At 32.0% G+C, this 21,485-nt stretch carries 22 protein-coding genes, 1 pseudogene and 1 other annotated feature; of the genes and pseudogenes, 8 read left to right on the top strand and 15 right to left on the bottom strand.

What is annotated here, in order from left to right; genetic code table 11:
* Window positions 1-54: 54 nt before the first annotated feature.
* A pseudogene (locus tag MHH42_RS12965) lies at window positions 55-955 on the bottom strand (LysR substrate-binding domain-containing protein).
* Between the two features lie 422 nt (window positions 956-1,377).
* Here MHH42_RS12965 and MHH42_RS12960 point away from each other — a divergent pair.
* A complete protein-coding gene (locus MHH42_RS12960) occupies window positions 1,378-2,004 on the top strand; it encodes a DUF6518 family protein (protein WP_000416088.1) in 627 nt (208 codons plus the stop codon).
* A gap of 182 nt (window positions 2,005-2,186) precedes the next feature.
* On the opposite strand, the gene MHH42_RS12955 is transcribed toward MHH42_RS12960, so the two are convergent.
* The 3 genes from MHH42_RS12955 to MHH42_RS12945 form a co-directional block, all read right to left on the bottom strand.
* The gene (locus tag MHH42_RS12955) at window positions 2,187-3,170 is read right to left on the bottom strand and encodes a sensor histidine kinase (RefSeq protein ID WP_070173224.1); all 984 of its coding nucleotides are present in this window, start codon (window positions 3,168-3,170) and stop codon (window positions 2,187-2,189) included.
* A complete protein-coding gene (locus tag MHH42_RS12950; RefSeq protein WP_000239006.1) occupies window positions 3,167-3,874 on the bottom strand; it encodes a response regulator transcription factor in 708 nt (235 codons plus the stop codon). Before MHH42_RS12950 ends, MHH42_RS12955 begins: the two co-directional genes overlap by 4 nt.
* 124 nt (window positions 3,875-3,998) lie before the next feature.
* On the bottom strand, window positions 3,999-4,913 hold the full coding sequence (locus tag MHH42_RS12945; protein ID WP_000285647.1) for an acetamidase/formamidase family protein: 915 nt from the start codon (window positions 4,911-4,913) through the stop codon (window positions 3,999-4,001).
* Between the two features lie 150 nt (window positions 4,914-5,063).
* Between MHH42_RS12945 and MHH42_RS12940 the strand changes: the two genes are divergently transcribed.
* Window positions 5,064-5,492, top strand: a complete 429-nt coding sequence (locus MHH42_RS12940) for a cell wall hydrolase (RefSeq protein WP_001128414.1) — start codon at window positions 5,064-5,066, stop codon at window positions 5,490-5,492.
* A 59-nt stretch (window positions 5,493-5,551) separates the two neighbouring features.
* Here the strand turns inward: MHH42_RS12940 and lysS are convergent, their stop codons facing one another.
* Both lysS and MHH42_RS12930 read right to left on the bottom strand, forming a co-directional pair.
* Window positions 5,552-7,105 (bottom strand): lysine--tRNA ligase, encoded by a 1,554-nt coding sequence (gene lysS / locus MHH42_RS12935; protein ID WP_097837763.1) that lies wholly within the window; start codon window positions 7,103-7,105, stop codon window positions 5,552-5,554.
* 82 nt (window positions 7,106-7,187) lie between these two features.
* Window positions 7,188-7,444 (bottom strand) — a binding site (T-box leader).
* Between the two features lie 78 nt (window positions 7,445-7,522).
* On the bottom strand, window positions 7,523-7,693 hold the full coding sequence (locus MHH42_RS12930) for a DUF2197 domain-containing protein (protein WP_044810524.1): 171 nt from the start codon (window positions 7,691-7,693) through the stop codon (window positions 7,523-7,525).
* Window positions 7,694-7,832: 139 nt separating this feature from the next.
* On the opposite strand from MHH42_RS12930, the gene MHH42_RS12925 reads away from it, so the two are divergent.
* Window positions 7,833-8,735: an SMP-30/gluconolactonase/LRE family protein gene (locus tag MHH42_RS12925; protein WP_000492438.1), complete on the top strand. Its 903-nt coding sequence runs from the start codon at window positions 7,833-7,835 to the stop codon at window positions 8,733-8,735.
* A complete protein-coding gene (locus MHH42_RS12920; RefSeq protein WP_016108493.1) occupies window positions 8,732-9,433 on the top strand; it encodes a class I SAM-dependent methyltransferase in 702 nt (233 codons plus the stop codon). Before MHH42_RS12925 ends, MHH42_RS12920 begins: the two co-directional genes overlap by 4 nt.
* Window positions 9,434-9,572: 139 nt before the next feature.
* Here MHH42_RS12920 and MHH42_RS12915 read toward each other — a convergent pair whose 3' ends face one another.
* The 4 genes from MHH42_RS12915 to MHH42_RS12900 all read right to left on the bottom strand — a co-directional run bounded on the left by MHH42_RS12915 (window position 9,573) and on the right by MHH42_RS12900 (window position 12,808).
* Window positions 9,573-10,205: a type 1 glutamine amidotransferase family protein gene (locus tag MHH42_RS12915; protein WP_070173220.1), complete on the bottom strand. Its 633-nt coding sequence runs from the start codon at window positions 10,203-10,205 to the stop codon at window positions 9,573-9,575.
* Window positions 10,206-10,504: 299 nt separating this feature from the next.
* A complete protein-coding gene (locus MHH42_RS12910) occupies window positions 10,505-11,134 on the bottom strand; it encodes a class I SAM-dependent methyltransferase (protein WP_000397623.1) in 630 nt (209 codons plus the stop codon).
* 263 nt (window positions 11,135-11,397) lie between these two features.
* Window positions 11,398-11,895: a DUF421 domain-containing protein gene (locus MHH42_RS12905; protein ID WP_001021705.1), complete on the bottom strand. Its 498-nt coding sequence runs from the start codon at window positions 11,893-11,895 to the stop codon at window positions 11,398-11,400.
* Between the two features lie 55 nt (window positions 11,896-11,950).
* Window positions 11,951-12,808: an NAD-dependent epimerase/dehydratase family protein gene (locus MHH42_RS12900; protein WP_000689425.1), complete on the bottom strand. Its 858-nt coding sequence runs from the start codon at window positions 12,806-12,808 to the stop codon at window positions 11,951-11,953.
* Between the two features lie 227 nt (window positions 12,809-13,035).
* Between MHH42_RS12900 and MHH42_RS12895 the strand changes: the two genes are divergently transcribed.
* Window positions 13,036-13,278, top strand: coding sequence for a hypothetical protein (locus MHH42_RS12895; RefSeq protein ID WP_000582705.1), 243 nt, complete (start codon window positions 13,036-13,038; stop codon window positions 13,276-13,278).
* Window positions 13,279-13,305: 27 nt separating this feature from the next.
* On the opposite strand, the gene MHH42_RS12890 is transcribed toward MHH42_RS12895, so the two are convergent.
* The 3 genes from MHH42_RS12890 to MHH42_RS12880 all read right to left on the bottom strand — a co-directional run bounded on the left by MHH42_RS12890 (window position 13,306) and on the right by MHH42_RS12880 (window position 15,430).
* Window positions 13,306-13,509, bottom strand: a complete 204-nt coding sequence (locus MHH42_RS12890) for a hypothetical protein (RefSeq protein WP_000290882.1) — start codon at window positions 13,507-13,509, stop codon at window positions 13,306-13,308.
* A 182-nt stretch (window positions 13,510-13,691) separates the two neighbouring features.
* The gene (locus tag MHH42_RS12885; RefSeq protein WP_001214245.1) at window positions 13,692-14,039 is read right to left on the bottom strand and encodes a hypothetical protein; all 348 of its coding nucleotides are present in this window, start codon (window positions 14,037-14,039) and stop codon (window positions 13,692-13,694) included.
* 20 nt (window positions 14,040-14,059) lie between these two features.
* Window positions 14,060-15,430, bottom strand: coding sequence for an aminotransferase-like domain-containing protein (locus tag MHH42_RS12880; protein WP_070189627.1), 1,371 nt, complete (start codon window positions 15,428-15,430; stop codon window positions 14,060-14,062).
* A 127-nt stretch (window positions 15,431-15,557) separates the two neighbouring features.
* On the opposite strand from MHH42_RS12880, the gene MHH42_RS12875 reads away from it, so the two are divergent.
* Both MHH42_RS12875 and MHH42_RS12870 read left to right on the top strand, forming a co-directional pair.
* On the top strand, window positions 15,558-16,496 hold the full coding sequence (locus MHH42_RS12875; protein ID WP_097837761.1) for a DMT family transporter: 939 nt from the start codon (window positions 15,558-15,560) through the stop codon (window positions 16,494-16,496).
* 17 nt (window positions 16,497-16,513) lie between these two features.
* A complete protein-coding gene (locus MHH42_RS12870; protein ID WP_070173217.1) occupies window positions 16,514-18,205 on the top strand; it encodes a M3 family oligoendopeptidase in 1,692 nt (563 codons plus the stop codon).
* A gap of 14 nt (window positions 18,206-18,219) precedes the next feature.
* On the opposite strand, the gene MHH42_RS12865 is transcribed toward MHH42_RS12870, so the two are convergent.
* Window positions 18,220-19,314 carry a helix-turn-helix domain-containing protein gene (locus MHH42_RS12865; RefSeq protein WP_070173216.1) on the bottom strand — a complete coding sequence of 365 codons (1,095 nt, stop codon included), beginning with the start codon at window positions 19,312-19,314 and terminating at the stop codon, window positions 18,220-18,222.
* A 323-nt stretch (window positions 19,315-19,637) separates the two neighbouring features.
* Between MHH42_RS12865 and MHH42_RS12860 the strand changes: the two genes are divergently transcribed.
* Window positions 19,638-20,585 carry a phosphotransferase enzyme family protein gene (locus tag MHH42_RS12860; RefSeq protein ID WP_070173215.1) on the top strand — a complete coding sequence of 316 codons (948 nt, stop codon included), beginning with the start codon at window positions 19,638-19,640 and terminating at the stop codon, window positions 20,583-20,585.
* Between the two features lie 80 nt (window positions 20,586-20,665).
* Here the strand turns inward: MHH42_RS12860 and MHH42_RS12855 are convergent, their stop codons facing one another.
* Window positions 20,666-21,415, bottom strand: coding sequence for an aminoglycoside phosphotransferase family protein (locus MHH42_RS12855; protein ID WP_016108483.1), 750 nt, complete (start codon window positions 21,413-21,415; stop codon window positions 20,666-20,668).
* Window positions 21,416-21,485 lie beyond the last annotated feature (70 nt).

Raw genomic sequence — 21,485 nt, 5'->3', positions numbered from 1 at the left:
ATAAAGAAGCTTTCCTTTTCAAATCTACACTGCCCATCCTATACAGATGGGTTATTATCTTTTACATTCACATTGTGAAGTTGTATAAACCTCTCTAACAACAGTTAAAAAGTTCTCTAACACAACAGACTGTTCATCTAGTCTCCATCCAGCATATAAATTTATTTTTGGGGTATTTTCTTGAATTTCTTTATATGTAACTCCCGTTTTTTTTATAACTTTCCACTGATGACGGAACGACAGAAATCCCCATTCCTGCTGCAACTAAATTCACAATCGTTTGCATTTGAATCGCTTCCTGAACAATATTTAAACTTACTCCATGTTCCCAAAAGTAACTAATAATTACATCATAAAAGTTTGTACCAAAATGACGTGGAAATAAAATAAATGGTTCATCCACTAATGATTTAATTGGAATGTTACGTAACATAACGAAAGGGTGATCTTCATGCAAAATCAATTTTAAATATTCTACAGAACAAACTTCGGAAGTTAAAATTTCATTATTCTGCTTGGAACGAATAAATCCAATATGAATTTGTTTTTCATAGAGCGCTTTGATTTGTTGATCAGTTGTCATTTCGCGTAATATGAGTTGAATTTTAGGAAACCGTTCTCGAAATTTTTTTAATACATTTATAACGGTTTCTGTAGAATCGACAAACCCAATTATTAAATGGCCTATCTTTCCTTCATCCGCAAGCTGTGTTTCTTTAATCGTTCTATCTACTTGAAGCAGCGTTTGTCGCGCATCTTCTAAAAATATTTTCCCGGCATCGGTAAGCTCAACCATTCTCTTTGTCCGGTAAAAAAGTTGAACCCCTAATTCATCTTCTAATTTACGAATCTCTTGGCTTAAAGGCGGTTGTGCCATCATAAGACGCTCTGCTGCACGACTAAAGTTTAATTCTTCTGCCACTGTTATAAAATATCTAATTTTCCGAATATCTATTGCAATCCCCCCTATTATTAACAACTAGCAAAGAAGCCTTCCTTCTAATAAATCGTAAATAAAAAACAGGAGAAAATATATCAATCCCTTTTCTTTTTTATCATAAATCATTTCATTGTAAATACGAGATGAAAATCATTAAAAATTCTAAATTACAAGTATAAGAGTGAATGTTATCCTCAAGAGCATCTTATGATAAGTTGAATTATGTGTTTTCAGCAATTTTATTACTTGCATATATTATTTCATTTACCATTTTGGTTGAGTAACTAGTTTTGATATTTTATTCACCTAATTATAAAAACAAAGGATGGTTCGTTATTCAATATTTTTTTATTGTTATTCGATAAAATTTGATTGATTATTTTTCCTTAATAAGCTATTATAAGTTTACAGAAAATATTAAAGTAAGGATTGAATTTATGGAAAAGACATTAAAAATCATAAAATCAAATATGTTTTTAAAGATTTTTCTCATCCCGATTATAGTAGGGATTATTGTTGGTATACTAACTAAATTGGGTCAAGGTATACTTCCAGGAAATTGGAATTCATTAGCTAACCTAGGAAGTGTTTGGTTAGTTCCATCCTTTTTTGTGGCTAGTCTTAGTTATTCTAAGCGTACAGCTATGCTTTCCGGTATACTTGCGCTGCTAGGTATGGTTTTAGGCTATTATGGTTATGCAATAATTATTAAAAATGTAGCTCACTCTATTTATTTTATATCTGTATGGATTGTATGTGCATGTATAGGAGGAACTATCTTCGGAATTGCAGGTTTTCTATGGAAAGATACTACAAATCCTCTTCATAAATTCGGAAGCGCACTTATAAGTGGAGTTTTTGTAACGGATGGGCTTCACATTCTTTTAAATTTTGAAGACTACAGTCACATGTTACCTGTTGGATATACCGAAGTGATAGTCGGAATTATCTTGATTCTTGTATTGGAACGCTCTAATGCTAATCGAATTTCTTCTTTTTTAGTGGTGATTCCTATCATTATTTTAGGTTTAATTGGATATAAATTATTAAGTTTGTTTGCTTAATTACAATTCATAAAGCTAGCTCTTTCAAAGGGGTAGCTTGTTTCTTACAAAAAATTATCTATCAATTAACTTATTATTAAATCCTTCTAATTTAACAGTCGTATTTATTATCGTTTCATTTACTCGCTATAAAATAAGGCTAAAAAACTTAACTCCAAAGTTCTTTAGCCTAGATCACTTTTTTACACATTAAAAAATGTTATTTGTACAATGGTACCTTTACCAACTTCTGAATGAATTTCTACACGATGCCCTAATTGTTTCGTAATTTCATATACAAGATATAACCCCATTCCAGTTGATTCTTTAAAATCTCTACCATTTTCTCCTGTAAAGAACGGTTTAAATACTCTTGGTAAATCTTGCTTCGGTATCCCGACGCCACTATCGGCTATTTCAAGTACAACAGTATTACATTCCTTACATGCTTTCACTTTAATCTTTTCTCTACTACCTGATGAGTATTTAATCGCATTCGATATAATTTGTCCTATTAAAAATTGCAACCATTTCGCATCACTTTCTACAGTAATACCTTTATCAATTTCAAGCTCTGGATATACAAAATTCCGGATAAAGAAGCGTTTATGTTCATGCACGGAATCATTTACTACTTTATGTAGTTGGACTCTTTCTACATAAAAATCTTGTGTAAATGCTTCTAAACGCGCGACATATAATGCCATCTCTAATCCCTTTTTCAAGCGATCTGTTTCCTCATTAATACTTTCAAAACGCGAATCCACTTCATCCTGTGTAATTAATTCTATTACAGATAGAGGTGTTTTCATTTGATGAATCCACTGATTCATAAAGGTTAAATGATCATTATTTTTTCTTTCTTGTAATTGCAGTTGATTTTGATAATGACGATATTGTGCATCAAGCAAATCTTGGAGAGCAGTAGATACAACTGCAAAATCAGATTTTTGAACGGATTCATCCAAAGATTGCAATGGATTTGCTAAACGCTCATAAAAAGAACGATGTGTAAAATAACGAAATATTAAGTAGCTTACCATAAAAAAAACACCTAAAAACATTGCATATAATGCTGTTGTAATATGATTATGTCCATCAAACCAATATACGAGGAATATGGCTAGTAGTTGGAGCACTGTAAAACAAATAAGTGGTATATGGTCACGTATAAACAGCCTTATCATTTTTCCACACCATTTTCCCAAGTAATATGCAACCTATATCCAACACTACGAATTGTTTCAATCGCATCCTCAATATGTAATGTTTTTAACTTTTTACGCACACGTGTTGTATTTACACTTAATGTATTATCATCAACGTAAGATTCACTATCCCATAACTTATTAAGCAACACTTCTCTACTCACAACACGCGGATAATTTTTCATTAACATTTCTAATAAAATGGCTTCGTTTCTCGTTATATCAATCTCTTGATTCCGCAACTTCAATACAAGCCTTTCGGGATATAAACTAAGTCCTTGTTGCTCAACCATTCGTTCTTCTAGTTTCGGTGCATAATCACCGTAAGCACGTCTTAAATGGCTACGAATTTTTGCCATTACAACTTCATAATGAAAAGGCTTCGGAATAAAATCATCGCCACCATTTTCTAACGCCATAACCTGATCCATCGTACCTTCACGGGCCGAGATAAATAAAATTGGACATGTGGAAACTCCGCGAATTTGACGACACCAATAGTAACCGTCAAAGCTTGGTAAATTAATATCTAATAAAACTAACTCTGGTTGTTCTTCTAAAAATATGTCTAACACATTTTGAAAATCCGATATTACAATTCCTTGGTAACCGTATTTCGCAACATAAGTTGATAATAGCTCCGCAATTTTCATATCATCTTCAACAATCATAATTTTGACCATTCTTAAACTCCTTTTAGTTCACAATCTCAAATATACTTATACAAAGTAAATACTACCTCTTTTTATTTCATCCGTAAATTAAAAAAGGATACTTTTAAAAAACAGCATCCTTCTTCTAGTATTCTTATTTAATATTAAATTTACTCCAATTAAAACCTAGCTTTTCCGCATATTCCATTCCTAGTTCCATCCGCGTCGTTTTTAGTGGATCCACAACTTGGCAAACTTTTAAATTACCCACTGCTGATAATAATAGAGTTGCATCGGCTTTAGACATTTCTAATTCCTCATGTAAAAATGTCACCATATTATGTACAGCACGATTCGCTGCATCGTCTAACAATTTCTCTGAAGCAATTGTCATTACTTTTTCTTTTTGGATAGCCATTGGTAGTGGCCATTTCTTTCCTTTTATAATCTGAACTGTTACCGTCACCTCACCAGCAACCTCTACTCCACTAACACCAATTTCACCATCACCCATCGCTGCATGTAAATCGCCTAATGCTAATAGAGCACCAGGAACATTTACAGGTAATAACAATGTTGTCCCTTCTTTTATCTCTTTACAGTCCATATTTCCACCATGGTCATGCGGTGTTCCACAGGAAATACTCTCCTCTTTCGGCGCAGTACCAATCACACCGATCATTGGATTAATCGGAATTTGCAGTTCATTTGAAAACAAAACATGTTTATTATGTATTGGGACGATTTTCACTGTATTTTCATTTAGCACTTCACCCATTACACCGAGGTTCGCACCTGTAGTTAAAACACCCTGCTCTGCAATTTTAATCTTTTCAATCGTTACGGCCAATATATCATCCGGTTCTGCACCTGTAATATATACAGGCCCAGTCGCTGGATTAATTCGGTTCCAATCTAATTCTTGGAACACAACATCTTCAGAATCAATTTGGTTTTCAAAGCAATCATATGTTTCAAATACAAGACGGCTCCCAATTTCCACTTCCATACACGGCTTATTTTCTGGTGACATTGCGTAAATAATGTCATCTTTATGAATTCGATACATAATACCTCTCCCTTTTATATTTATCTACTATTACTAATTAGCTTTTTTTATACAAGCTCCTCTTAAAATTAAATGTTATTTTTATGTAAAAAAGCACGCAGATTGTTTTATAACATACACTCTTTACTATAACAGAAAGGTGGTATCACTATGCCCCTTATTCCATATAACGAAAGCGATGTTGATTTACTAGCTCGTTTAATTCGTGCTGAAGCTGAAGGAGAAGGCCGACAAGGTGAACAGCTTGTTGGCTGCGTTGTTGTGAATCGTGTATTTTGCGATTGCTTAGATTTCAAACAACTCCGTACCGTTCGTGATGCTGTATATCAAAGCCCCGGTGGATTTGAAGCAGTACAATATGGATATTTTTATCAACGCGCTCGTGAGTCAGAAAAAGAAATTGCAAGAAAGGTTTTACAAGGTGAATGGCGCTGGCCAGCACGATGGGCTCTTTGGTATTTCCGTCCAGTTGGAGCTTGCCCACCTGAATGGTATAATCAGCCGTTTGTAGGGCAATTTAAAAGCCATTGTTTTTATGAGCCAAGTGGTGATGAATGTCCAAAACTGTATACACGGTAGTAAAATTTACAACGCAAGCACTTAGATCTTTGAGTACTTGCGTTGCTTTTAGCTATATATTAGAAATCTAATAAAGTGATGATTTTTTTGATGCCTACCACATGTATTAATAACGGTATACGTGGGCCACTTGATTGATTCATAACGAGCCTATATATAATGGTGAATAATAGCTTTTGATTTCCTTTCATTATTTTTTTATTTTCATGATGACAAATCGTATATAGTTGCTCCATTAAATTAGAATATTCTTTATTAGAACGAAGTGTTTTACAAACTTCTTCCACCCAGTTTTTCTGACTATCTTCTAATGTGTTATAAAACTCCGTATTCTTCTCTTTATTTACCGTAATCAATTTTTCAGATTGAAAATTTCTTATCCAATACTCTGCACGATTACTTATCGCAATCATTTCAGGTAATGCATAACTCCTATCTATTTTCTCTAATATATTTTGTAAAATAGAGGAATCAAAATTTAATAGTGGTAAAGTACTTGCAACTTGATTAAACTTTGGATATTCTTTAAATCGGTTATCAACTCTAGAAAGTTTAATTGCATCAAATAAATCTTCATTTTTTAGTGCTTCATTTTCATAACTATCTTTCAATCGTTCATACTCTGTATAATTTCGGATCACATCTTCATCAAGGCCAATATGAAAAGCTGCGCCTGGCCTATATTTTGCAAACATAAAAAGAATTACTTCTGGTACATACACTTTTAATAAGTCGCTAGGTGTAATGCTATTTCCTGAAGAACTAGACATTTTTTCATGATTACCTTTAAGACCAATGAAATCATAAGCAACGTAATGAGGCGCTTCACGATTGAATATTTCCCTTACAATTTCTTTTGATACATTGTAACTACCTGTTTCCGATGAATGATCTCTTCCGCCTGGTTCAAAAATAACATCTTCTATCATCCATCTCATCGGCCAATCAATTTTCCAATTCAGTTTCATTTTATTTGTATTTACTACCGATAATTCATTTTTATTTCCGCATTCACATGCATACCGTACTGTTTCTAATACTTCATCAAATTGTGTAATCGCTGTTGCATCTTTCCCGCACCTCTCGCAATATAACGTAACTGGATAAAAGTTTTCTCTATCTTCTTCAAAGTGAACTCCTGTTTTAAAACGCATTAAAATATCATATATTTCTTTTCTTTTATGCAAAGCCTCTAATATATTGCCATTATACCTTCCGCTTCTATATTCAGCATGTTGATATATGAATTCCACTTCAATCCCAAATGCTTGAAGCGATTTCTCAAACTCTTTTTCAAAATGCTCTGCATATGAGTTATGACACCCATGCGGATCAGGGATATCACAGTACGGCATACCAATGTATCTTGCAAAAGATGGATCAATATTTTTAGGAACTTTTCTAAACCTGTCATAATCATCCCATGAAAAGATAAAACGAGTCTTTTTCCCTAAATTTTGCAGAGCTCTTACAACAAAATAAGTCGTTACTATTTCACGGAAGTTTCCAATGTGAACAGAACCAGATGGACTAATTCCAGATGCACAAACAAAAGTTTCTTTATTTGGATGTTTTCTAATTAATTCATGTGCTACTTCATACGCCCAATGCATATGTCACTCACCTCAATTATTTTTTGTTTTCACATTTTCAGTTTTATACAACAAAAAAACTCCCACCCCCAAGATTATTCATCTTGAGGACGAGAGTTATTAGCTTCGCGGTACCACCTCAGTTTGTTAATACGTCACCATATTAACCTTTTCAGGTACGGCAAAATATGCTTATACCCTATCTCTATAACGGGAGAACCCGTCGCACCATCCCTAAATAAATTAGTTCCTTGCGCAGCTCCAAGTCTTTTTTCATTAAGATGTATACCGCTCTTTCTCAGCTACCAGAGCTCTCTGTACGTATTCTTTCTTAACTACTCTTCTCTTCCATGCCATTTTAAATGTTGATTTTTACATATGATAATTTATTACACGTTTATTGTCAAATTTTTCTGAACGGTAATACATTACATATAATTATCTGAAAAAATGTTTTATCGCTTCTAATTGAATCTTGTGGCTACATTCATCACAACAATATATCCCTTTCGATTTCTCTTTAAACCGCTTATATTGTTCACTACCTTCATATACTCGGAATATATTTTTACAAGAAAAGCAAACAACCTCATAAAACATCATATGCATTTTCCTCTCTGTGTTTATACACTTTTTTAATATGAAAAGGTCTGTTTTCTACATTGCAAATCTTAAGATTCTCTCGCTAAAAGGTTTACCTCTATTTTTATCGAATTATATAAATATCTTATAATGCGAGGTGAACATCTTGTTTAGTAATATAGAATTAGTTTTAGATGCTAAAGCAACTTTAGCTGAAGGACCATGTTGGAATGAAAAAAAGCAACTTTTATATTGGGTTGATATTATGGAGAAAACATTATGCATCTATAATCCCACTAACAATACAAACCGGGTAATTGCCCTTAATCAGCAAATCGGCTGTGTTGTTCCATATGTAGAGGATGTAGTACTTTTAGCAACGGAAAACGGATTTTACTCTCTTAACCTGAAAACAGAAAAACTGACACATATTTATGATCCTGAACCACATTTAGTAGAAAATCGTTTTAATGATGGGAAATGTGATCCAGCTGGTCGCTTCTGGGCGGGTACTACTGATTTAAATGGAATAAATGCTGCAGGTTCCTTATATTGTTTATATAATAATTTGAGCGTTGAGAAAAAAGTTTCATATGTAAATACATCAAATGGAATCGCTTGGTCACCTGATCATACATACCTTTATTTTATTGATACACCTACTAAAAAAGTAGTTCGTTTTCATTATGATATACGTACTGGAGAAATTAGTAATCCAACTGATGTTATCCTTTTTCCTGAAAATGATGGTTTACCTGATGGGATGACAATCGATGAAGAAGGTTGCTTATGGATTGCACATTGGGGTGGTTCGAAGATTACTAGATGGAATCCTTTGACTGGAGAACAAATATTAAGTGTTCCAATTCCTGCATTATATGTAACGTCGTGTACATTTGGAGGCCATAATTCAACTGACTTATATGTTACGACAGCCAGAACAAGAATGACGGATGAAGAATTAAAAAAGTACCCACATGCTGGTGGTATCTTTCGAATTCAAACGAATATAAAAGGCTGTCCTACCTATTCATTTTGCAGTGAACATATTGGAGCTGAAACAATATGAATCGTATCGATTACATAAGACAAGAAGAAAAGAAATATCATGACCTTTGTTATGAACAATATAAACTATTTGAGACTGGATCTTGGCTTTACAAACCAGTTAAAACAGTTATGGACATGATGGACTATTTCGAAGGACAAAACAACTTGCAAGTACTTGACCTCGGATCTGGCGTTGGAAGAAATAGTATTCCAATTGCACAAAAAATAAAAAATTGTAGCGGCACTGTTACTTGTGTTGATTTACTTCATTCTGCTTTAACAAAGTTACAAGTTTATAGCAAAGTACATGGTGTATTTGAAGTAATAAAAACGGAACAAATAGTAATTGAAAACTACTATATTCCTCCTAACACTTATGACTATATCGTTGCAGTATCAAGTTTAGAGCATGTTAAATCAGAAGAAGATTTTAAAAACGTGCTCCACTCTATGAAAAAAGGCACAAAGAATGATGGTATCAATTGTTTAATTATCAACTCGAACATACGAGAAATAGACAAGAAAACGAATCAAACATTAGATGCTTTAATTGAAATTAATCTCCCTACCGAAGAAATGATACATCTATTAAAAAGCATTTATACTGGATGGAAAGAAATAAAACTTGAAATAAAAGAATTAGCATATGATATAGTTCGAAATGAAAGAAAGATTCAATTAAAAACAAATGCTATTACTTTTGTCGTTCAGCAATAATCGTATAAAAAGAGAAGAATATTTCTCTCGAATTCATTTTTATTATACGAGATTTGCATATATGAAATAAAACAAAAAAACCATGCTTTGACGTTGTCTATCGAGAGCATGGTTCCTATTCGAGATACTATAAAACTACTCAATTATTAAGAGAATTCATTAACTGGAAGAAATAATCAGGTTCATGAGTCTTATGTAAGTTATACCATGAATGAAGTGTATCTGGCTCAAGTACATCCAATTTTTTCAGTACTTCCATTGCGAACTCCAGAGGGGCTACTCCAGATGCAGTAATAAGATTTTGGTCAGATACTACAGGTCCCATTTCATACAAATTTTCTCCTTTATAATTCGGACAAACCATTTTCATATAATCTAAACTATTACTTGTATGCTTTCTATCATCTAAGAATTCGTAATTTGCAAGCCCTACAGTTGCACCACAAATTGCAGCAACAATTACGCCCATCTTTAAAGCTTCATCAACTTTTTGCAAAATAGGTTTATGTATATTTTCACTCCAAGTATTTCCTCCAGGTAAAATTAATAGATCGTTACTCTCAAACACACATTCATCTAGGGAAATATCTGGCTTTATATTCAAGCCTCCCATTGAAATAACCGTTTCTTTATTTACTCCTACTGTAATTACTTTTAAAGGCGCTAAACCTTTTTTGAAATATCTTCCTGTATTCAGTTCGGCAATTAAATGTCCGTACTCCCAATCTGACATCGTATGAAATACATATAAATAAGCTTTTCTTGTTTGCATTCAATAACACTCCATTCAAGTACTTTATTCTCTATTACAGCACAACTATTAATTTCAACAAGTGCTACATTAAGTTTAACATTACATTCTATATTTATGGTTTAAAATTCCAAATAGAATACCCATAAAAATCTATTATCACATAAATAAAAGAGCACTCGTTTCCGCAAGTGCTCTTTTCGGGGATTTTGAGATATCCTATTAACGAAAGTTAAGAGGTGTTTATAATATATGCTCGTCCTCTTTATTGGTTCATATTCAACATATAGAGATTGTTAGTAATGCTTACAATTCTTTATTTATTGTTCTTTCTTACATTTTATCATTAAAAAATTGATTGAAGGCTTATTTTCCATGTTCTTATTTGGTTCGTCAATTTCCGAAACTTGTACTAGTCCATATTCATTAAAATCATGTTTTATAGATTCAGAATCATAGAAGAACATTTTTACACCTTCCATTATCTCAAAATAATCTTGGTCCAACTGTTTCCCTTTTCCGTACATTGGCGCTTTTTTAGAAACCGTTGTAAAAACCATATATCCGCCTGGTTTTAACTGATTATAACAATCTTTAATAAATTTCTCACGCTCATGCTTATTCAACAAATGAAGAAGTGCATGACTAAATATCCCATCATAAAGATTGTTATCAAAAGGCATATCATTTACTGAACCGTGATACATACTAATATTTTCTAGTCCGTTTTGCTTTGCTAAATCGATGGCTGTTTTTGAAATTTCAATACCTGTTACATTTATCCTATTATCAATAAAAACCTTTGCATTTCTTCCATATCCAATACCCGGAACTAATATATCCTTAACGTTCTTTTCAAGAAAAAAATCTTTCGTCATAATTGCGGATTCTGTAGGTTCAAATCCCCACATCGTTTGTTTTTCAATAAAACTTGATTCCCAAAATTCCATTATGTATCTATCTCCTTATTTTCAATCCATTTTTAGTATCAAAGTAAAGGCAAATTTTTTGTATTGTTGGTATATAGTTTTTTCTTCTATTCATACGACTTACCTTAGTCATCGTAGCCCCATTGAATATAGCATAATAATAAGCCTATATCTATTATAAAGATTGGTTAAAAATCTCCCCTATTTTATTAATCCTTACGTTTATAGAAAATAAAAAAACAGCCAATATTTTTATTGTAGTATTGGCTGTTTCTCATGAAAAATTATCTTTTTATATTGTACTGATCTAATACTTTTTCTAACATTTCTAAAGTTATTGGTTGTGCTTGTTTTATTAATTGATAGCCAATACGCCCATTCGGTTCCGCTGTAACTTGCTGTAAACGCTTTACATCATGAATCCCTTTTTCTCTTAATTGCATATAAAGTTGTTGTTCTGACATTTTTGCCCGTATCAAATTTGCTTTTACAATCTTTCCATTTTCAACAATTACAATGCTACTTCCATTTAGGAATTGCTCCACCTTCCTTGATTTCAATTCAAAGAAATGAATGATAAGTAGTATGCCCGAAAATATGATAGCGGCAAAGATAGATGGAACTACTTTCCTACTTAATACAGGTTCTACAATAATACGTCCAATTGATACAACTATAATTATTTCAGCTCTCGTCATTTGGCTAACAGATGTACTACCTGTCATTTTTAAAACAATAATTCCAGTAAGGGTTAAAATAATACTTTCCCAAATTATATTCATAATAGCCCAATCCTTTAACGGTGAATGTTATTAGCATTCCCATTAAAGGATTATTTTACATACTTATCAAATTTTTAAATCCTTCAGACCATAATGGAAATAAAGGTGTCCATCCATACTCTTTACGTGCCTTATAATTTGAGGCTCCTCTTTCCCAACTATTTTTCCCAGCTTGAGCTTTAGGAGCCGGTGCCCCAATTGCAGCTGCGTATATTGGTAACCATTCTTTACTAGTTGCTGGGGAATCATCTACAATATTTACGATTCCTGGAGGCCAATTAAGAGCTAACATAGTTGCTCTAGCGGCATCTTCGACATGTATAAAAGAGCTTATCCCATCTGTTGCAATCATTTCATTATTACGAACTTGATTTGCAATTAAGCCGTTTTCCGCATACCATGTTCCCGGTCCGTATAGTGTACCGTAACGAAGAATAATCGATTCTGGTAACTCAGAAACAGCTGATTCTAATTTTAATATGCCATTAACAGTGATTTGCCGAGGCATAGGAGCAGTAATATGTAGTGAATCTTTTTCTGTCGCAAATGTATCCCCTGCTTCATACGCCCATGAAATACTTTGAGCGATTATTTTCTTTACCCCTACATTTTTTGCGGCATCGACAAGGTTACGAGTGCCTTTTGTTCTAATTTTTGCATTATCCTCAAAATTCCATGTAGACAATGACGTTAATTGATGTATAACTACATCGGGAGTTGTTTCTTCCAATACAGAAAATACAACCTGTCGATTAAACACATCGGCTATTACTGGTATAGCACCAATTTTCTTCATTGCTTCTACTTGTAATTCATTACGAATCATTGCAAATACCGTATGCCCCTCTTTTATTAACATAGGTAATAAAGAACGTCCTATAACACCTGTTGCACCTGCTACAAATATTTTCATATATGTTCCTCCTCATTTAGTAATCATAAATGTGACGAAACAGATGTGAGGTTTGTGACAAATATTTTCTCTATTTTTTCGTTATTCATATGAAACATATACTTTTGTTTAATTACCCCTGATCTCAATTCTTCAAAACATTGTGTGAGTGAAGTATAATATATTTCATGTGGATGTTTTATCCAAATTTTAAGCTAAAACGTTGGCTAGCACCCAGCAGTGATAACATGATAATTGAATTTGATGGATATGGAATAAATGAGTATGTTATTGGCCATAACTGTTCTATTAACGAATTAATAACAATGTATTTAAATATAAAAAATGAAGAGATATCTAATGAGGACCTTCTAAGCTTATTTTGTGTACGATATCAATACGAAAAAATTCCAAAATTATTACAGGAAGACGTCATAAGCGATGTTGTCATCGATTTAGATACAGACTATATTTATACACCTAATAGATAACAGTAAGCTAGATTGAATGATTAGAATTTACGATTCTGCTAAGTGTTTAATAAAATAAGTAATTGCCCAAATTAATGTCGCAAATTGAGTGACAAAATACATTGTCCATTCGAAACAACTCAATTTTCTCTCTCGTTTAATCTTTTTTAAATATCTGTAAAATATAAATGTACTTAAAAACATAAGGAGCAAAGATAATTGCTGTAAATCATCGACTATACGTACCGCCATAGACTCCATCGCCCTCCTATTCAAAATAAAAGCTATATTTTAAGGATATCATTTATTGTTATATTTTCCCATACAATGCACTTATGTCATACACAAAAAGAGCACTTAGCTATTGAGTGCTCTAAAAAATTATCAATTTTGATTTAACATACTCACCTTGCATTGGTTTAAAATGATTCTTCTTACTTTTTATACTCCATCTTTATTACTTTTGGTATATGTTCACTATCATATTTTCTCGTATAAATTCCGCCATCTGGAGTAACCACTTGTAACGCAATTTCACCACAAACACCATGTGGTATCTCAAATTCACCTTGTGCATTTGAAATACTACGTTCCTCACTTTCAATAGAATCTTCATAAATTTTCACATTAGATATAGGTTCGTTATTTTGATCTACGATAATACCTCTTGAATATTTTGCAACTGCTATGCACTGATCATCATCTATATAATATTTAATAACTACCATTGCTCCAATACCTATAGCAATACATACAAACAAGGTTATTATTTTCCCTCTCACAATAAACCTCCTTATTCGTATTATTCTTTTTTAAATTGAAAATCTAGACGTGCCGATTGCTTTACTTCCTCGATTACTTTGCGAATTCCTTCTTCAATCTTATCTTCTTTTACATTCGATACGTTTAACTTTAACAATCTCTCTTTAGGAAAACCTTTGACGTAATTTTTATCAATAGAATCAATATTTATTTGAATGTCACTCAATTTCTCAAAAAACATTTCCGAAATACTTGTTTTATGTATTTCTAAACAAGTATGAATTCCTATCGTACTATGCTTTTTATATGTAAATAAAAGTGGGTTTTCATTTTGCACTTTTTCTAATATTTCTGCTAGTTTTTTTGATCTATCGTAATAGGAAGATTTAATTTTATTTTTATGGCGTTCGAACATGCCACTCTTTATATAAATTTCTAAAGCAGCTTGGGATATCATTGGACTATCGATATCTAAAATCTTTTTATATTTATGAAAAGCATTTGCAATAGCTGGTGGAATAACCGCCACACCGACTCGTAAACCAGGAAAAATAATCTTCGAATAACTTTTCAAATATATGACATGATTACAATTATGTAAGCTATATAAAGGATCTGCTTTTGAATCATTTTCTAAATCTGCTAAATAATCATCTTCCACTATAAATACATTATACTTCTTAGCCAATAGTACGATTTTTTCTTTCTCATCTTTAGAATAAGAAGTTCCAAGTGGAGGATGATATCTTGGTATCGTATAAAAAAATTTTATTTTTCCTGTTCGAAATATACGTTCCAACTCATTCAAGTCGATACCTTCATTCGTACGTTTAATACCTATTACAGGAATTTTATTTATTTCTAGATATTCAATATATAGATGATAGGTTGGCTGTTCAATTAATATCGTTTCATTTTCATTCGGAAATGGTATAGATGTTAATATAGCAAGCGCTTGCTGTACACCTGACGTTATAAAAATATTTTCTTCTTTTGTGAAAACTTGATAGTTTGTCAGCTGTTTTTGAATAACTGGAATTAGAGTTGGTAAACCTTTCGGCGTTCCATATATGAACAAGTCGTTTTTATATGTATCAATGGCCTTATTAATACAATGTTGAAAATCTAAATACGGAAACACATCTGGATCTGGTGCTGAGGAAGCAAAATCAATTATCTCGTTAGTTTCTATGATACTCCCGGATTTCTTAACAACGTAGTATCCACTTTGAGGGACGGAATAAATAATATGACGCTTTTCTAATTCATGAAGTGCACGTATAACTGTCGCCTTATTACATTCATATTGCGTAACTAAAGCCCGAATAGACGGTAATTTTTCCCCTTCTTTTACCTCTCCATTTTGAATCATACTTTCTAAGTCGTTTAAAACATGTAAATACTTATACATCATTACCACCTCAACCTTTAATTTGTACCGGTACAGTTTGTATTTGTTCACATTGTAGCACTAGATCAGAAAGATTACTATGTACGTATACTGGCCAGTAAGAAATCAACTACTATGAGGTGAAATTATGAAACATACAACAAAGGCATATTTATCAGCATTACTCTATTCATTTATTATTGGATTCTCCTTTATGTTTGTGAAATTAGCATTAACAGTTACGAGCCCCCTTGATACTCTTGCTCATCGTTTTACAATTGCTTTCGTAGCTGCAAGCATTCCCGTTATTTTCGGTTTTGTAAAGTTAAATATATCGTTTAAAAACATACTTGCCCTTTTACCAATTGCAATATTTTATCCAGCACTATTTTTCGCTTTCCAAGCGTTTGGCTTAGTGTATACAAGCTCATCTGAAGCTGGAATTATCCAAGCGGCAATTCCTATATTTACGATGATATTAGCTTCTTATTTTTTAAAAGAATATACGAATATATGGCAAAAAATCTCTGTTTTCATTTCTGTCATCGGTGTCATTTATATATTTATCATGAATGGTTTAGGGGCTCATGAAACTAGTCTCATCGGTGTTATTCTTATTCTGTTATCGGCATTATCATCTGCTTGCTATAATGTGTTAGCTCGAAAAATGACAAAGAATTTCAGGCTAATGGATCTAACTTACACAATGACAGCGATTGGTTTTATTAGTTTTAATGTAATTGCTATCACTAGCCATATATACAAAGGTACATTAACTATATTCTTTAAGCCATTTATGAATGGAACATTTCTTATTTCCATTTTATATTTAGGATTACTATCTTCTTTACTGACCGCATTGTTATTAAACTATTCATTATCTTATATTGAAGCAGCTAAAATAAGTGTTTTCAGCAATTTATCTACACTTATTACCATTATCGCAGGCGTTGCATTCTTACATGAACAAATCGCATACTACCATATCATCGGCACAATTCTAATCGTTCTTGGAGTAGTGGGCACAAACTTTTTAGGAAAAAAAGGGATTGCAATAAAGAAAAAGAATACTTCCATAAGTAAATAAAAAGCGAGGGATATATAATGCAGCGTGTAAATACGATCGATATTAGTAATATACTTGAATTGGAACAAGCTCTTTCGACTTTAATAAATAAAAATATTTCTTCAAAACTAGACCTTGAACACTGGTTAAAAGAACAATCTACTTTAATTTGGGAAATCGAAGAACAATTACGATTACACTATATCGCCTTTCAAAGTAATACAGATAATAAAGAAATAAAAGATACTTTTGAACATGATCAACAATTTGTAAAGCCACTTTTAAAACGTTATCAAAATTTATTTAATAATAAATACTTACAGTCACCATTTCGAATGGAATTAGATTCTAAAGTATATGGTTTATTAGATGTAAAAATAAAAAATGCTCAAACTTTATTTTGCGAGGAAAATATCGAATTAGAAATTAAAGAAGACCAATTAGTAACAGCGTACTTTGAAATTACAGGAGGACTAAGTGGAAATTGGGACGGCGAAGAAAAAACGATAACGGAATTACAATCCTATTTACAAAATCCGAATCGTGAGATCCGTAAAAAAGCAAAAATGATTATTTCTGAACAATTTTTATCTGTTGAAAAAGAACTCCAAAGCATCTTAAATACATTAATTAACATTCGCCACCAAAAGGCAAAAAACATTCAAGTCGAGAATTATCGTGATTATATGTTTAAAAAATATGAGCGTTTTGATTATACAGCAGCAGATTGCTATGAACTAGCCAAATCAATACGAGAGTATGTTGTACCACTTAAAGATAAAATATTACAAGAGAAAAAAGAGAAACTAAAAGTAGATACGCTTCGCCCATGGGATGTAACAGCTGTAGCCCCTGATCAAAAAGTGCTTAAACCAATTGCAAATGAAAAAGATTTAATTGAAAAATGCACTTACATCTTCAATCAACTAGATGTTGAATTTTCAGCGTTATTAAACCGAATGTATAATCATGATTGCTTAGATTTAGGAAGTCGTAAAGGAAAAGCAGCTGGTGGTTTTTGTGAGTACTTACCTGCTTCTCAATTATCTTTTATTTTTATGAATCTAAACTATACACAAGATGATATTATTACTTTCATACATGAAATGGGTCATAGCATTCATAACGAGTGCGTAAAACCATTAGAATTACGACAGTATATAGAAATTCCCGCTGAAACGGCTGAACTAGCTAGTATGACAATGGAAGTATTCACAATAGACTATTGGGATACTTTCTATACAGACAAAGAAGATTTAAAACAAGCAAAAATCAACTACTTTAAAGATGTTATTTCATATTTACCTGTTATGCTTATCGTAGATCAGTTCCAACACTGGCTGTATGAAAACCCTAATCATACTACTGAGGAAAGAAATGAAAAATACTTACAACTTCAAAAACATTATCAGTCTAGCGTCATACATATTGATGGTTACGAAAACTGGATAGCAACGAGTTGGTTGCCAGTACTTCATATTTTTGAAGTACCATTCTATTATATTGAATATGCAATCGCACAACTTGGTGCACTGCAAATGTATAAACAATATAAAGAAGATCCTAAACAAGCACTAAATAATTATAGAAAGGCATTATCACTAGGAAGCTCAAAATCTATAAAAGAAGTGTATGAAGCAGCTGGTATTCGTTTTGATTTCTCTGGTGAAACTATTAAAGAATTAATGACATTTGTAGAAGCAGAGTTAGATTCACTTGAACGTATATAAATAGAAAGCTGCACCTATATTTTAGGTGCAGCTTTCTTCTTTATTTTATTAATAAGTTCTATGTACTGAGAATCTCCATATCCGATTGCGTGAAAAAGATGGAACAACTTTATTAATAATTCTTGGTTTGATAATTCTTTATTTTTGTAGATGAATTTTGTTACAGCATTATCTTCTTTTAACATTTCTAAATATAACTTTATAGCCTGATACATCACTGGGAGTAAATCCACAGATGGTTTTCTATGGTTTACCAATACCTCTTTGTATACAGAACAATAGTTACCTAACTTAAGTTCAGTTTGACTGACTTTGAATTCATCTTCCCTAAAGCTATTTAAAATCACTCTCCCCTCATAGCCTGACTGCTCAAGATAAGAAAGTATTGTTACTAGGTTCATTTGGCAAAACATATCTTCACCAAACCATAGAACAATACATTCATAATTATTCTTAAAAAACTTTTCTAATGGATCTATAACCTTTTTTATATAATTCTCTACTGAACTATTATGCCCCCTTGCTCTTACTTCAATGAATTCTTCATCGAAAACTTGTGTACTAGTAGCATTTACACACATTGCTTCATTAAATGGGGCATAATCAGACTCTCCCATTAATTTTTCGTTTTTAAATTCTTCATACATAAATTGGCCATTTAATATATTTAGTACGTCTTTATCGAACAGTTCACATTTCCTATTTCGTAACTGCTCAACCTCTATTTTTCTAGAAATATTCATTTTAAACTCCTCTTCTTTATTTATATTGAGTTTAACAAATGATTGAATTGGCATCTTGCTAAGTTGGAAATTTTTTGGGGTTATACCAAAAACAGTTTTAAAAGCTCTACCATAAGCCTCTTGCGAAGAGTAATCGTAATCCATTGCAATATCTATTATCTTTCTACCGTTCGTCAATTCCTCCGTAGATAAATACAATCTTCTAAGAAGAACATAACGCCTAATGCTGACACCTGTTGCTTGATGAAATTTGAAAGAACAATAATAAGGGGAATATCCCATGTAATGCGATAATTTTTCCAATGAGAATCCCTTCCTCAAATTCTTCTCAATCCAATCAATCATTTGCTGTATATACTCATTCATTTACTTCACTCCTCACTAAAAATTATAAGAGGGATACGTTTCTTTCTTTTGATGTTTCTTGTGGTTTATAACACGAACCATTCTCTAAAATCCTTAAATACTTTGTTTTATATTTTTTCAGCTATCTTATTTTGTCATATATTCTATTCACTTTTCAATTTAACTTTAATCATTGTGGAGTGTTCCTACCCTACTAATTATTAACACGTAAATTACAGGATATATCTTTTTAAAGGATTTCATAAAATAAAACACGAATTTTGTAAATTAAGGAACTTTTAGTTTTTAGGTTGAAAAAATTTAAATATAGAGAGGAATTCAAAATGAAGGAATTAGAAAAAGAAATACTCACATTAGTAAACGAACGTTATCCATTACATTTTATTAACATTAAACCTATAACAAACGAAATGTATCAATGTAATACAGTACAAGGGAATTACTTCATTAGAATTACAAACTATAAAACATATGAAGAACAGTTAGAAGAAGTTAAATATACAAACTTTTTATATCAAACTGGATTAGGTGTTCCACCAATCATACCTTCTTTACAGGGGAATTTAGTAGAAAATTTAACATTAGACAAGGAGGTATTTGCTGTAGTTTATAAAGCTGCTCCTGGCATTCACTTACCAAGAAGTGAATGGAATCCCGATGTATTTAAACAATTGGGTCAAGAAATTGGCAAATTACATCTGATATCTCAAGACTTTGAAAGTATTGAACGAGTTAAACATATTAACGCTTGGTATGAAAATGAAGAATATAATTTCCTTAAATATATCCCTAATGAAGAGACTATTATTAGAGAAATTGCATGCGATGTTTTATCTTCCATTAAGAACCTACCAAAAACATCTACGAACTACGGCCTGATCCATGGAGATTTATGGTTAGAAAACATTTTAGTTGATAGCGATTCAAACTTATCCATGATTGATTTTCAAGACTGTGAAAAACACTTTTACATATTCGATTTAGCAGTTCCAATTTATAGTGCAATAGAATATTCATTTGCTGGAAATGGGAATATTGTTGACTATGAGAATTCTATTACAGAAGCGATACTTGACGGGTATCAAGAAGAAAGAGAACTACCTAAAGAAATGATAGACAAGCTTCCGTTGTTTATCAAATTAAAAGAGATATTTGAATATAGTTTAATGCACATGTATTGGAATAAAGAAGAATTAACTGAGAATCAAGTACGGATAATGAATCTTTATAGAATGAAACTTGAAAATAAAGATTCATTAATCAAAATGTAAAGCAAATGTGGTTTAGCTACAATAGTTAAACCACATCCTATATAAGGATAATTACTTACTGGATTTTATTTATTTTTTAATTATACATACTGATCTAACACTCCATTTAAATAAACTGCGTTATGCGGAGATATCTTCTCAGCAAATCTAGCTGTAATAATAATTGGAGCCCATTGAAAAATCTCATCTCTTGATAGGCCAGTATTTCTACAATACATATGTAAATACATTTCAGCTAATTCTACTGAGACCTGAGCGTACAATAAGTATGTACGAAATACATCTGCACGGATATCACCTGAACTTGCATCTATCCAGTCTATAATTTTTACGTTATCGTTACTCAAAATCAAATTAAACGGATGAAAATCTCCATGACATAGCCTAGAATCAAATACAATTGAATCTAATTTTTGTAAAATATTTTTCTTTTTGTTTTCATCCAATTTATGAACAGATTTAATTTGACGCTCTAACCTTTCTCTCATTGGTTCCATTTCATCTATATTCACACGTATAGCATGAATCTTTTTTTGTTCATTAACACAAATATTGATGTAATGTTTTGCCTTATTTAGATTATTAAGCAGGAGTTCGCCAATATTTTCTCCTTTTACATATTCCATAATAATTGCCTGTCTATTTTGTATCTTTGTCACTTCAAATACGTTCGGAACTGGTAGTCCGCATGAATAAGCATATTTTTGTTTTTTTGCTTCATTTGTAGACTCTGTGTTTGGAAGGTATTCCTCAAATAATTTAATAACTTTATTTTCATGAAGATATATCTTCGCTGTATTTCCTTTGGCTATCAACTCACCTAAATTCAAATCTTCTCCTCCTTAAACTATATAGTATTATTACTACACCTTTATTTTAAATTCACTGTAATGTTAGGGA

The sequence above is a fragment of the Bacillus sp. FSL L8-0099 genome (assembly GCF_038006385.1).
Lineage (GTDB): Bacteria > Bacillota > Bacilli > Bacillales > Bacillaceae_G > Bacillus_A > Bacillus_A toyonensis.
Note: the sequence above shows the minus strand (reverse complement) of the source record. Positions and strands in the feature narration are given on the sequence as shown.